The sequence below is a fragment of the Acidocella sp. genome, from assembly GCF_050253495.1.
Lineage (GTDB): Bacteria > Pseudomonadota > Alphaproteobacteria > Acetobacterales > Acetobacteraceae > Acidocella.
Genome location: NZ_JBFWIX010000007.1, coordinates 130,890 through 143,444 on the forward strand (window position 1 = coordinate 130,890; position 12,555 = coordinate 143,444).

Genomic DNA, 12,555 nt, shown 5'->3' on the forward strand with positions numbered 1-12,555 from the left:
AGTTCAGCCCATGAAAGACGCCTTCAAGCGTCCGGTTGTCACGCCAACGCGCGCAACCAAGCTCCTTGTTATCCTAGCATACACTAGCCTCAACTCGCAAAGCGGGCCTGCTACACGGCCAGCGGCGCCGTCATTGCCTTGGGGTCAACCCATTCATCGAACTGCGCGGCCGTCAGCGTGCCGCTGGCCAAGGCGGCCTCTCGTAATGTCAGACCTTCGCGATGCGCCTTCAGCGCGATTTCAGCGGCCTTCGAATAGCCGATATGCGGGTTGAGCGCGGTGACGAGCATCAGGTTATTGGCCAGATTTTCCTCGATCCGGCCCAGGGCGGGTGCGATGCCCTCAGCGCAATGAACCCGGAAACTATCCAGCGCATCCGCCAATATATGGACGGAATCCAGATAGTTGCTGAGCATCACCGGCTTGAAGACATTGAGCTGAAAATTGCCTTGAGAGCCGCCGAAGGCCACCGCATGGTCGTTACCGAAAACCTGAACGGCCACCATGGTCAGCGCCTCGCATTGGGTCGGGTTGATCTTTCCCGGCATGATCGAAGACCCTGGCTCATTCTCCGGGATCAAGAGCTCACCGATGCCCGTGCGCGGGCCGGAAGCGTACCAGCGCACGTCATTGGCGATCTTCATGGCGGCCCCCGCCAGCACGCGCAACGCTCCCGATGAAGCCACCAACGCGTCATGCGCGGACAAGGCCGCGAATTTGTTCGGCGCGGTGACAAAGGGATACCCCGTCTCCTCCGCCACGAAGGCGGCCACCGTGGCACCAAAATTCGGATGCGCGTTCAACCCCGTGCCAACCGCCGTGCCGCCGATCGCCAGTTCATACAACCCATCGAGCGAGGCTTTGAGCTGCGCCAAGGCCTGTTCAAGCTGGGCCTGCCAGCCGGAAATCACCTGCCCCAACGTTACCGGTGTCGCATCCTGCAAATGGGTGCGCCCGGTCATCACCACGTCTTCATAAGCGAGGCTTTTCGCCCGGAGCAGGTCGGCCAGTTGCATGACCACGGGCAGCAGCCGCGAGACAACCGCTTCCACCGCCGCGATATGCATCACCGTGGGAAAGGTATCGTTGGAAGACTGGCTATGATTCACATCGTCATTTGGATGGACGGGGGTTTTACTGCCCACCGTGCCGCCAGCCATCTGGATGGCGCGGTTGGAAATGACCTCGTTGGCATTCATGTTGCTCTGTGTTCCCGAACCGGTCTGGAACACGACGAGGGGGAACTCATCGTCCCATTTGCCGTCGATCACCTCTTGCGCGGCCGCCACGATCAGCCTTGTTGTGTCATCCGGCAATTGCCCCAGCACCGCATTGGCCTGGGCGCAGGCTTTTTTGAGAATACCGAGCCCACGCACCACGCCACGCCCCCAGACATAGCGCGCCCGGCCGATCCTGAAATTCTCCAGGCTTCTTTGTGTCTGCGCGCCCCAAAGGCGGCTGGCCGGCACCTGGACATCGCCCAGCGCGTCATGTTCGATCCGTTTTTCCGACATCACCAATTCCCATGTAAAAATCCCAATGCCGGTAGCGGTTTCCACCGGCGGGGCAGATCCGTGCGGCGGATCGGCCTAATCATATAACGTGGGGCTGGTTGGTCGGTTCTTTCAAGAAACGCCGCATAAGCGCGGACCTGAGCTTCGCGCCACGCCTGATCCTTCAACGCCAGGGCCCGGCTGGGAAAGACCTCGGCGATGCGGATCACCCGGTCGATCACAGCCACAACCGCCCAGAGAGACTCATCGCCGCCACGGCGGCGCTCAGGAGCCACAAAATCCAAATCCGGTTCTCCAAACTGGATATATAGAGGTTTACGAATATTATTGGCCGGATTCCGTGCGAATGCCAGCGGCTTGCATCAGCAGGAGCGCAAATATACGCGGACCGCGCCATAGATAACGCCCGGCCAGGCGTCTGGGCTCATGCAGCAGGCGGTACGACCATTCCAGCCCGGCCCGGCGCATCCATGGCGGGGCGCGGCGCCGGGTGCCGGCGGCGAATGTCAGCGCCGCGCCAATACAAAGGCCAATGCCCCTGGCCTCGCTTCCTACCGCGTGGGCAAGGCGCTCCTGCGCCGGAGACCCAATGGCGAAGAATGTAAAGGCGGCACCGCTCTGCCTTACAAACCGCAGGGCAGCGGCAAAAGCCTTCTCATTGCACAGCATCCCCATCGGCGGTTCGTGATGGATGAAGTCAATGCCGGGATAATTCCGACCCAGCGCCGCCATCTCCGTCTCGCCCAACCCGATGATGGCGACACGCTCACCGTCAAGGCATGACAAGAGCGCCACCGTGAGGTCCGCGCCCGTCACCACGGTGGGGGCCTCACGCCCCAGCAGTCTGAGCATGTTGGCAAGGCAGCGTGAATCGAACAACCGCAGCAACGCCGCATCGTATACCGGCCGCAGCGCCGGGTCACGGGCTAACCGGTCCAGATGGTCGGCATTGGGTGTCACCACATAGGCAAAGGGCGCATCCCGCGAACGGGTGAGCAGACGGTCTCGCGTATCTTCCAGGGAGGCTGTCTCGAATGAGAGGCCGAACAGCTTCATGGCGTCCAGTCCAGTCCCAGCGTGATCACATGCTCATTCGCGGCGCCGAGTTGGTTGGATTGCCGGTCATTGAACCGATAACGCCCCTCCAGGGCCAGGAAGGGGCTCATACGCCATTTCAACTCGGCGATGCCGCTCATCAGCGTCTCGTTCAGGGGGGAATAAATGTAATCGGCATTGGAGATTTCAGCCTTGGCCACGGCGCTCAGCCCCCTCACCCCACCGTGAAGCAGAGTCAGTTTCGCCTGGGTCAATGTGTAAGGCATGGCGCCGAGCCTGTCAGGGTCGTCGATCTCGCGAGCAAGGTTGAGATGCAGCATCTCCAACCGGGAAGGCGCCCAATCCAAGCGCGCCTCCATGACCGGCGCGCTGAGCCCGGGCCCTTGGCGTGGGACTCGCCAAGCGCCACCGGCAAGGATGGCGAGCGTCCAGAGTCCGTCGGCCTTGTCCTGCAAACCGGCGAGAATGGCGTAATTGCAGGCATCCTGAAACAGAATTTGCCCACTGCCACGCCCCACGCGCAACGCCGCGACATAGGAAAGAGGGGCGCCGTTATCGTAATGCAAGGTCAAGCCAGCGCGCAGATCTGTTCTATCCTGCCAGGGTAAATCCTGAAAATTATAAAAACTGGCGGAAAAGCGCGGTGTGATGCTGAGCTGCCCCAGGGCAATGTCATTGCTGACCCGGACATCTTTCAGCGTGAACGGTTCGGGTTTGGAAAACCCGACCGCGCCGAGTGAAAAATCCGTTTCCTCGGCACGCAGATAGGCGGCTGACACCGTCACGGTCTCACGCGGCAAGCGCAATTGCTCACCCCCCGCCACTGCGGCGTTGAATTGGTTCTGCGCGCTGTTCCATTGATAAGCTGTCTGATCCAGACCGGCATAAAGACCGAACCCGGCGGCGGCGTCCGTGACCAGAATGCGCGGCGCGACGTCAAGCAGGGAGGACCCGGCACTTCCATTCGGAGCACTGTCATACCCACCCGACAAAGACAGGGCTGGGGCGAATGCCAGCCCATCATATTCTAGCCCCGTGGCATCCTGGGCCGCCACGCGCCGCTCCATCCGCCAAGAGGTTGGGGCTTGCGCATAGCCGGGAACCTCGCTTGGCAACAGATCGTCCAATAATTGCGCCCGCGCGCAAGGCGGCACGATCATGGTCAGAAGAATAACGAAGGAATAGCGGCGAAACACGCCACCGCATATCATTTTCGGTGGAAAAATGTTAATGAATTCTCAACTGAAGGTTGAGAATTGTGCCGCAGCGCCGCAATGACATCGACATAGCCAAGGGGCTCGCCATTCTGTTTGTCGTGTTCGGGCACCTCGTGGCGCGGCAGGATCCGCAAAATCTTCATTGGTACGAACCGCTGCGCCGCGCGGTCTATGCGTTTCATATGCCTTTCTTTCTGTATCTGAGCGGATTGGTGGCGGTCTATTCCGGGTTTTTGAACCGGGGCCGCGCCTCCTGGCGCCGTGCGATGCAAGAACGGGCGCTGAGATTGCTGTTGCCTTTTTTCGGGCTCGGCCTGCTGGTGCTGGCTGGCAAATTGACGGCCGCGCATTTTCTATTCGTCGATAACGTGCCACCGGATGTCTGGGCCGGACTAACCGGTCTGTTCTGGCATAGCGCGGCAAGCCCCGCCCTCTCGATCTGGTATTTGTTCGTGCTGTTCATACTCACCATGGCCACGCTCTGGTTTTTGGACGGGCAAGCCAGACGCTTGCCCTGGCTCCTGGTCGCCTCGCTTTGCCTTTTCTGGGTGCCAGTCCCAGCTTATCTCTATGCTGATCGCGTGTTCACATATGCGCCATTCTTCCTGCTGGGCGCCATGGCGGGGTTTGCCAGCCGCGAATGGGACGCAAGGATGGACCGGTTTTGGCCTTTCGCCCTTGCCCTATTCCTAGCCGGTTTGACCGGCGTGGCACTCTGGGGCCGGGGCGATGAGCAAAAAATCTTGCTGCTGCCGTTGGGCGCTTTATCCATGCCCGCCTTGCACGGTTTGGCGCGATGGCTGGAGCGCCATGGAATATACGGATCGTTGCGGGCGCTCGGCCGCTACAGCTTCATGATCTATCTTGGCAACACAATCTGTATCGGCCTCGCCAAGGGCATGATGCTGCGCCTGATGCCCTGGGATGGAGCCCATTTTCTGTTTTTTGCCCCGGCGTTAATGGCCGCCGGGCTATGGGGACCGATCGCCATCAAGCGCTATGGCTTCAAACATCTGCCGGCACTCGACCGGATGACGAGGTGAGCGGCTTTATTGCCGGCTTGCGTCCATTTCCAGCCAAGCCATCTTCCTCATTTCGAGAAATATCGGCCATATCGCGGCGCGTAAAACTCAGCGTCCGCATGGCCAGAACGGCCATGCACCTTGGGGTCGACACGCGTGAGCACAGCTCCGGCGATGACCGCTCCGGCTTCGTGCAACAAGGTCATGGCGCCACGCACCACATGACGCGGTGTGTGCCCCCACCGGATGCAGAGCAAGGCGGCATCGGCCAGGCGTGCGAGCACCCGCCCTTCCGCCAACGCGAAAGCGGGCGGCGCATCAAGCAGAATCAGGTCGTAACGCCCTCGCAGCGAGGCAAGCAAGGCCGGCAATGCCGGGGACAAAAGCAGGTTCAGCGTATCGCGGTTGCGTGTTCCCGCGGGCAGAATCTCAAGGGTGGTTAGGCTGTCGCGTGTCAGGCAGGTTTCCAACAGCGCCTGCCCGGACAAATGATCCGCAAGCCCTGGCGCACCAGCCTTGTTGAATATCTTGTTGAAGCTGGGTTGGCGGATATCGCCATCAATGGCCAATATATTCATCCCCGCCACGGCCAGGGCCCGGGCCAGGGCGATGCACAGGGTTGTCTTGCCTTCTTCCGGACGGGCGGCGGTCACCGCGAGAATTTTGCAGCCCCCCTCCCCCAACCCCAGCCCCGTCCGCAACGCGCGCAATTGTTCGGCATAGAGGGAGAACGGAGCAACCAGTGCCGCCTCGGCGGGGTTGACCGTTTCCGGCAATAGCGCGTGACAGATCAACCCAAACTCACCGCGCAAGGCCTCGCCGGAGCGCACAGAGGTATCCAGCGCTTCCCTTAACCCCGCCAGCAGCACCCCCAGGCACAGCCCCAGAACCAGCGAAGCGCACAGAACCAACGGTACATGACGCGAAACCGGATGCGCCGGGGGAGCCGCGGCGGAAAGAATCCGTGCATCTGGCCTGATCAGGGAGGCATCCTGCGCCAATTGCCCAGCCTGCAGGGTGATCGCGCGCAGCATGTCACGCCCAGCGGCCGCCCGCTCCGCCAGGGCGCGGACTGGCGCGGCCTCTTCATCCTCCGTCTGGCTTTGCGCGCGCGCCTGGTCCAGTGCGGATTGCAAGGTCGCCACCTGCGCCTGATCCGCCGCGACCTCAGCCCGGGCTGCCTCCATTTCACGCGCCGCTTCCGCATCGATCTGTGAGGTGACGGCCGCAAGCTGGGCGCGAGCCGTGACCAAGGGCGGATAATCCTTGCCGTACTCGCTCGCCAGGGATTTCTCCTGTGCGGCCAGGTCCGCCTGCTGCTTGCGCAACGGCAATAAATTGGGGGCAATGGCGGCATTGGCGGCCGCGGCATCGCCTCCGGCCTGGGTGGCCGCATCCAGCCTTGCCCGCGCCATTGCCAAGGAAGCCCGCGCCTCCACCAGCGAGGCGGCCAGACGGCTCGCGGTTTCCGTTGTCAGCGTCCCCTGCGCGCCCTGAACCACCCCCGCCTGAGCCCGCGCCTTGGCCAGGGCGATTTCCGTGTCGTCGAGTTGTTTCTGGACGATGGCCGAATGCGCCTCCAGCCAATCCTGCGCGTCCGTTAGAGATTTAAAGGAAACATCGCGCTCATGATCCAGATAAAGCCGCATCGCCAGATTCGCGGCATCGGCGGCCAGTCGCGGCGAAGGCGCCACAAAGGAAACCGAAATGACACGAGACCCTGGCGCGACAGAAATGGAGAGACGGCGCTGGACTTCCTCGGCCAAGGCGGTGGCGGAAGGCTTGGCCCGCGCCCCCAGCAGGGAGAAAGGAAACACCCGCCCCCGCGCGAGCTTGTTGAAGGCGGGAGCCTGCAGAAGGTTCAATTGACCGACGATTTCTCCGGCGGCGGGCAAAGACGCGATGATGGCGCCTTGGCTGGCAATGACCGTATCCTGATCGAGGATGTTTTCCGCCCCGCCTGGCGCGGCGGTGCCGGGTAAACGTGTGCTGGCCGGGTCATATAGCACGACCCCCGTTGCCCTGTAGTTGACGGGCAACGCCAGTAGAACCATCGCGGCGAACAGCGGTACGGCGATGGTGCAGCCCAAAACCAACCACCAATGACGGCGCAGCACCAGAAGCTGTTCGACCAGCGGCTTAGGCGGTGCGATCTCAAGGCTGGGAAGCGCGAGGCTCATGGGAAAAGATTAACCAAAAATTACGAATTTAACAATCTATGGTTGTGTGTACGGTTCAACCCAGGGGCGTTTGCCTTGTTGCTGGCGGTCGCTCCTCAAGATGACGCCTGAATGGCTGATCCAGGCCGAGATTGCGCCATCCTTGGCCGTTGCCGCCGGGTCCAGCACAACCGTCCCCGCGCAGCCGGGCTGATCGATGGGAGACACCAGCACGGCCGCCCCCTGACAAGTCTTCACCGGACTATCCGCATAGAGAATCATGCCTAAACGGCAGGTATCGGCGCTGCATTGCGCCGGAATAAGCTGATGTCCCGCCCACACGCTCCGCCATTGCTCCAGGATGAACTTGCTTGCTTTTGGTTGTTCGGCCAGGAAGATTTTGCTCCCATCACGCATGGCGATCAGCTTGGCATCCGCCGAAATCAGTATATCGGGCGGCCGGTTCAGAGCTGCCGCTCCAAACCCGGCCGCCATCAACGCAATACCCGCCAGCCTGACGCGTGAGCGCCAGATGCACAACCACGCCAAACCAATGGCGATCAGCAAGATGGATAGGCCGGACATCGGCGCGATGGGCATCAGCGCCTTCGGCCAAGTGGCGATGTGCCGTGTCACCCATACAATCACGCCAATCCCCCAACCCATGGGCCGGAAGGCCAGCCAAGACAAATGCACGGGCAACAAGGCGAGCCCCGCCAATCCCCAAGGCATAATCCAGAAGGCGGTGAGTGGCACGGCGATGAGATTGGCTGGAATCCAATATGGTTCGATCTGCTGGAACTGATAGGCTGAAAACGGCATGGACGCTCCGCCCGCCAACAAGCTGGTGAAGGCCAGTTCCGCCACATGCATCAGCACCGCTCCGCCGGCACCGCGAGAGGCATGAAAGCGCGACCAGACTGGATGCACGGCCGCATACCCCGCGATGAGCGCGGCCACGGCGGAAAAACTCATCTGGAAGCTGGCGGAGAGAATGGCCGATGGCGTGGCGAGCATCAGCACCATCGCGGCAATGGCCAGCCCGCGCATGGAAATAGCCTTTCGCCCGATCAGAACCCCCAGCGTCACCAGACTGGCCATGGCCAAACTGCGCAAAATCGGCAAATGCGCGCCGGTGAGCAGCGCATAGCCAGCGCCACCAGCCAGGGCCAGCACCGCGGCAATGGGCTTGCCTGGCCAGTGCAAAGCCACCCAGGTGCTGCGCGAGAGCAGAAAACGCGCGCTGAAAAACACCAGCCCCATCACGATGCCCACATGCAACCCCGCCACGGCGAGAATATGGGCAAGGCCGGAGAGGATAAAATTTTGCCGCTCATCCGGTGGAATGATCTGTTCATCCCCGGTGAGCAATGTGACGGCGATCGATCCGGTGGAAATCGGCAAGGCTTGTAACAAAGCATGGGAGATCTTGCCCCTCAGGGCCTGCAGCGCATCCCCCAGACGATTATGCGGCGCCGGACGGATGAGCCTCAGCGGTGTTAGCGCGGCACCGACAGCGGCGATGTTGGCGAAATAATAATCACGTCCTTGATCCCAACCACCGGGATAGGCTGGGCGGTCCGGCGCGAAAAGCAGGGCGTAGCATTTCACCAACGCCCCGGCTTCTGGCAATGCGTCTCCCCGCTTCAGCTTGATCCGCACGAAGCGGCGCAAGGTTGGGCCATACGCGATGCGCGGAGCGCGCAGCAGCACGCGCGCCCCACTTGGCAGCGGCTCAACCCGCGCCACAAAGCCTGAAAGGCTGGAGACGCCATGCGGCACGGCCACCAAGGGCGGCATGGAGGCCGTGCGCCATTCCGCCCGCGCGAAGCCAAGCGAGGCCGCCAAGGCAAGACAAGCCAAAAACCGCCAGTATGAATGCCGCCAGCCCACCGCCAGGGCCAAACCGGAAACAGCGATGAGCAAAATACCCAACCAGGCCGGCGGCTCCGCCGGCAGCGCAAAATAGATCAGGATCGCCGCCCCCATGGCGATGGGCAGCAGCAGGAAGAAGCGCCCTTGTTCAGCCTCCACCCAACGCGCGAACCAGCCTGACGGCAACACTACCTCCGGTTGTTAAAAGACGTTAACCTTTTCCGCGCGCTGGCACAATTCGGCGCAAAAGAGTAACAGGCGGGCCATGAAAATCCGCACCCGCTTCGCCCCTTCCCCCACCGGCCTGCTGCATATTGGCGGTGCCCGGACCGCGCTCTTCAATTATCTCTTTGCCCGGCATCATGGCGGTGAGTTCGTGTTGCGCATCGAAGATACGGATCGCGCGCGCTCCACTCAGGAGGCCGTGCAGGTGATCCTGGACGGGCTGGACTGGTTAGGCCTGCGGGCCGACGAGCCGCCCATATACCAGACCAGCCGCGAGGCACGGCATGTGGAAGTGGCCATGCAATTGCTGGAGCAGGGTAAGGCCTATCGCTGCTATTGTTCTTCTGAAGAGTTGCAGGCCATGCGCGAGCGGGCGATGGCCGAGAAACGCCCGCCCCGTTACGATGGCACTTGGCGCGACCGTGCCCCCTCCCAAGCGCCCGCGGGGGTCAAACCCGCGATCCGCCTCAAAGCCCCTCGTGAGGGCGAGGTCGTGCTGAACGACCTGGTGCAGGGCGAAGTGAAGGTTAAAAACGCGGAAATGGATGACATGATCATCCTGCGCTCGGATGGTACACCCACCTATCTGCACGCCGTTGTGGTGGACGACCACGACATGGGCATTACCCATGTCATACGTGGCGACGACCACCTCACCAACACTTTCCGTCAGATTCAAATTTATGATGCCTTGGGGTGGGAGCGGCCTGAATTCGCGCATATCCCGTTGATCCATGGCGCGGACGGGGCCAAGCTCTCCAAACGCCATGGCGCGGTGAGCATTCTGGAATTCCGCGAACAGGGATTTCTGCCCGAAGCCCTGTGCAATTACCTGCTGCGCCTGGGCTGGGGCCATGGCGATGCGGAATTCCTGAGCCGTGAAGAGCAGATCCGGCTTTTCACCCTTGAAGGTGTTGGCCGCGCGGCGAGCCGCATGGATTATACCAAATTGACACATCTCAACGGCATGTGGCTGCGCCAGGCCGACGATACCCGGTTGCGCGACGATGTGGTGGAACGCTTGGCCAAAACCGGCATCACCGTGGACACCGCGGCGATGCAGCGCATCCTGACCCTGATGCCCGGATTGAAGGAACGCGCGAAAACGCTGGAAGAACTCGCGAACTCCGCCGCGTTCCTGAGCCGGAATGTGCCCCTGCCCTTCGAGCCGAAGGCAACGGCCTTGTTGACGCTGGAAAACAAGGAAATGCTGGCACGTCTCGCAAGCTTGTTGGAAGGCACAAGCTTCACCGCCGAGGCAATCGATAGCACTCTACGTGCCTTTGCCGAGGCCGAAGGGCGTAAGCTCGGCCAAGTCGCCCAGCCGCTGCGCGCCGCGCTGACCGGCAGCACGATGAGCCCGGGAATTGACAGCACGCTGATTGCGCTCGGGAAGGATGAGGCCTTGAAGCGTATCCTAGCCGTAACAGCCTAAACCCGCAGAAATTGTCACCGCTTGGCGAAAGGCGCGCAGGCCAGGGGTCAAGATGATTGGGCGGCCTCCCTGTGATTGAGGGCGATGGTGAGCAAGGCCGCTTCCATCTGTTTAGCCAAGGCGTTTTCCTTTTCCTCACGGGCGGCGAGTTCCCGGCGCAAGGCCGTGTTTTCAGCGCGCGTGGCCTGAAGCTCGGCCTGCAACCGGTCCAACGCCGCCGTCACGTCGGCGGCAAGGAACTGGCGCAGGCGGTAGAGGACTGATTTAAGCATAACGGCGCAAATCCAGACAGCGCGGATATTCTGGCCCCTCCACCGGAAGTGGCTGCGGGCTTGGCCCCGGTGTATGGCCGAAAGGCCAGAAGCGGGAGCGCCGGCGTGCCTCGGCGGCGTTTGAATTCACGGGGAAATCCTCATAGGCCCGACCGCCGGGATGCGCGACATGATGGGTCATGCCGCCAATGGAACGGCCCGTCCAGGTATCGTATACGTCGAAAACCAGGGGGGTTTGCGCGCCGATGGTGGGGTGCAGGGCGGAATATGGCTGCCAGGCCTTGAAGCGCACCCCGGCAACATATTCACCCTGGGTCTGGGTCCGCTGCACCGGCATGGCGGCACCGTTACAGGCCAGAACATAACGCTCATCCACCCAGCCACTCACCTTCACTTGCAGCCGCTCGGCCGAACTATCCACATAACGGGCGGTACCGCCGGAATTCTGTTCCTCGCCCAGAACATGCCAGGGTTCCAGCGCGTGGCGGAGTTCCAGCCGCATGTCGCGCACCGCGACATCGCCCAGCTTGGGAAACCGGAATTCAAGATGCGGGGCGAACCACGCCGCATCCAGCGGAAAACCGTAAGCGGCAAGTTCCTCCAGCGAGTCCTTGAAATCCTCCTCGCAATAATGCGGCAGCAGAAATTCATCATGCAGGCGGGTTCCCCAGCGAATCAGGCGGCGTTCGTAAGGCCGTTCCCAGAAGGCGGCGACGGCCGAACGCATCAGCAGCACTTGGGCAGAAGACATTTCCTGATGCGGTGGCATTTCAAAGGCCCGGAATTCCACCAACCCGCGCCGCCCGGATGCACTATCCGGCGAATACATCTTATCGATGCAGAATTCCGTGCGGTGGCCATTACCGGTCATGTCGCAAAGAATATTGCGAAACAGCCTGTCGACCAGCCAGGGCGGGGTTTGCGTCCGGCGGCTCACCTGGCGGAAGGCGATCTCCAGTTCGTTGATGGAATCCTCCCGCGCCTCGTCGATACGCGGATGCTGCGAGGAGGGGCCGATGAACAGGCCGGAGAACAGGAAAGACAGGCTCGGATGATTATGCCAAAAACCGAGCATCGATTTCAGCAGATCCGGCCTGCGCAAAAACGGTGAATCCGTGGCGGCGCTGGCTCCCATCACCACATGATTGCCACCGCCCGTGCCGACATGGCGGCCATCCATCATGAATTTTTCGGCGGCCAACCCAACCTCGCGCGCGGCCTCATAAAGTTGGCCGCTACGCTCCACGAGCTGTGCCCAGTTGGTGGAGGCTGGAATATTGCACTCGATCACACCCGGGTCGGGTGTGACGGAGAAATTCACAACCCGCTCATCCTCGGGTGGCAAATAGCCTTCCAACACCACTTTGCGATTGAATTCCGCGGCGGTGGCCTCAATGGCGGCGGTCAGTTCAAGCCAATCTTCCGCATCGTAAAGCGGCGGGTAGAAAATATGGATCTTGCCATCGCGGGCTTCCACGCAGAGCGCGGTGCGAACCACGCCCGGCTCCTCATGCCCCACCACGGGCAGGCTTTGCGGCACGGGGCGGAAATTCTCGATGGCACCCGGCCCCTCGCCCATGCCATGGCGGTAACGGACAAACTGAAACGCATCCCGGCGCGGCAAAGCTGTCTTGGGGGCGAAAGGATCGGTTTCATCCCACATTCCCCAAGTAAATCGCTGATTTTGCTGTCAGGATCTCAATATTTCCGATATAAATCATGGTGTTGATGGCCGTGAGGGGCGCGTTTGATGGATCACCCAGAGGGTGCGGGTTCGAAG

At 61.5% G+C, this 12,555-nt stretch carries 9 protein-coding genes and 1 pseudogene; 2 read left to right on the top strand and 8 right to left on the bottom strand.

From position 1 onward, the window contains the following. Nucleotides 1–110: 110 nt before the first annotated feature. Genes fumC through AB7D48_RS07945 form a run of 4 tightly spaced genes read right to left on the bottom strand, consistent with a single transcriptional unit; the run spans nucleotide 111 to nucleotide 3,766 of the window. Complete coding sequence (gene fumC, locus AB7D48_RS07930; protein WP_427977409.1) at nucleotides 111–1,514, bottom strand: class II fumarate hydratase; 1,404 nt, start codon at nucleotides 1,512–1,514, stop codon at nucleotides 111–113. Beyond that, on the bottom strand, nucleotides 1,514–1,789 hold the full coding sequence (locus tag AB7D48_RS07935; protein WP_427977439.1) for a hypothetical protein: 276 nt from the start codon (nucleotides 1,787–1,789) through the stop codon (nucleotides 1,514–1,516). Before AB7D48_RS07935 ends, fumC begins: the two co-directional genes overlap by 1 nt. A 49-nt stretch (nucleotides 1,790–1,838) precedes the next feature. Further along, entirely contained in the window at nucleotides 1,839–2,570 is a 732-nt protein-coding gene (locus AB7D48_RS07940) for a WecB/TagA/CpsF family glycosyltransferase (RefSeq protein WP_427977412.1), read from the bottom strand. Next, entirely contained in the window at nucleotides 2,567–3,766 is a 1,200-nt protein-coding gene (locus AB7D48_RS07945; protein WP_427977414.1) for an outer membrane beta-barrel protein, read from the bottom strand. Before AB7D48_RS07945 ends, AB7D48_RS07940 begins: the two co-directional genes overlap by 4 nt. 62 nt (nucleotides 3,767–3,828) lie before the next feature. Between AB7D48_RS07945 and AB7D48_RS07950 the strand changes: the two genes are divergently transcribed. Then, on the top strand, nucleotides 3,829–4,830 hold the full coding sequence (locus AB7D48_RS07950) for an acyltransferase family protein (protein WP_427977417.1): 1,002 nt from the start codon (nucleotides 3,829–3,831) through the stop codon (nucleotides 4,828–4,830). A 47-nt stretch (nucleotides 4,831–4,877) separates the two neighbouring features. On the opposite strand, the gene AB7D48_RS07955 is transcribed toward AB7D48_RS07950, so the two are convergent. Together AB7D48_RS07955 and AB7D48_RS07960 are read right to left on the bottom strand one after the other, a co-directional pair. Beyond that, a complete protein-coding gene (locus AB7D48_RS07955) occupies nucleotides 4,878–6,989 on the bottom strand; it encodes a GumC family protein (RefSeq protein ID WP_427977420.1) in 2,112 nt (703 codons plus the stop codon). 36 nt (nucleotides 6,990–7,025) lie between these two features. Continuing rightward, nucleotides 7,026–9,029, bottom strand: a complete 2,004-nt coding sequence (locus tag AB7D48_RS07960) for a ComEC/Rec2 family competence protein (protein ID WP_427977423.1) — start codon at nucleotides 9,027–9,029, stop codon at nucleotides 7,026–7,028. A gap of 79 nt (nucleotides 9,030–9,108) precedes the next feature. On the opposite strand from AB7D48_RS07960, the gene gltX reads away from it, so the two are divergent. After that, nucleotides 9,109–10,503, top strand: coding sequence for a glutamate--tRNA ligase (gltX, locus tag AB7D48_RS07965; RefSeq protein ID WP_427977425.1), 1,395 nt, complete (start codon nucleotides 9,109–9,111; stop codon nucleotides 10,501–10,503). 47 nt (nucleotides 10,504–10,550) lie between these two features. On the opposite strand, the gene AB7D48_RS07970 is transcribed toward gltX, so the two are convergent. Next, on the bottom strand, nucleotides 10,551–10,775 hold the full coding sequence (locus tag AB7D48_RS07970; protein ID WP_427977427.1) for a hypothetical protein: 225 nt from the start codon (nucleotides 10,773–10,775) through the stop codon (nucleotides 10,551–10,553). Continuing rightward, a pseudogene (locus tag AB7D48_RS07975) lies at nucleotides 10,768–12,423 on the bottom strand (transglutaminase family protein); the annotation flags it as partial. The gene AB7D48_RS07970 and the pseudogene AB7D48_RS07975, both read right to left, overlap by 8 nt. Nucleotides 12,424–12,555 lie beyond the last annotated feature (132 nt).

What these genes read in the sequence shown, in the direction of transcription:
- AB7D48_RS07970 (WP_427977427.1), bottom strand. Translation starts at nt 10,775, where the DNA reads ATGCTTAAATCAGTCCTCTACCGCCTGCGCCAGTTCCTTGCCGCCGAC.
- gltX (WP_427977425.1), top strand. Translation starts at nt 9,109, where the DNA reads ATGAAAATCCGCACCCGCTTCGCCCCTTCCCCCACCGGCCTGCTGCAT.
- AB7D48_RS07940 (WP_427977412.1), bottom strand. Translation starts at nt 2,570, where the DNA reads ATGAAGCTGTTCGGCCTCTCATTCGAGACAGCCTCCCTGGAAGATACG.
- fumC (WP_427977409.1), bottom strand. Translation starts at nt 1,514, where the DNA reads ATGTCGGAAAAACGGATCGAACATGACGCGCTGGGCGATGTCCAGGTG.
- AB7D48_RS07955 (WP_427977420.1), bottom strand. Translation starts at nt 6,989, where the DNA reads ATGAGCCTCGCGCTTCCCAGCCTTGAGATCGCACCGCCTAAGCCGCTG.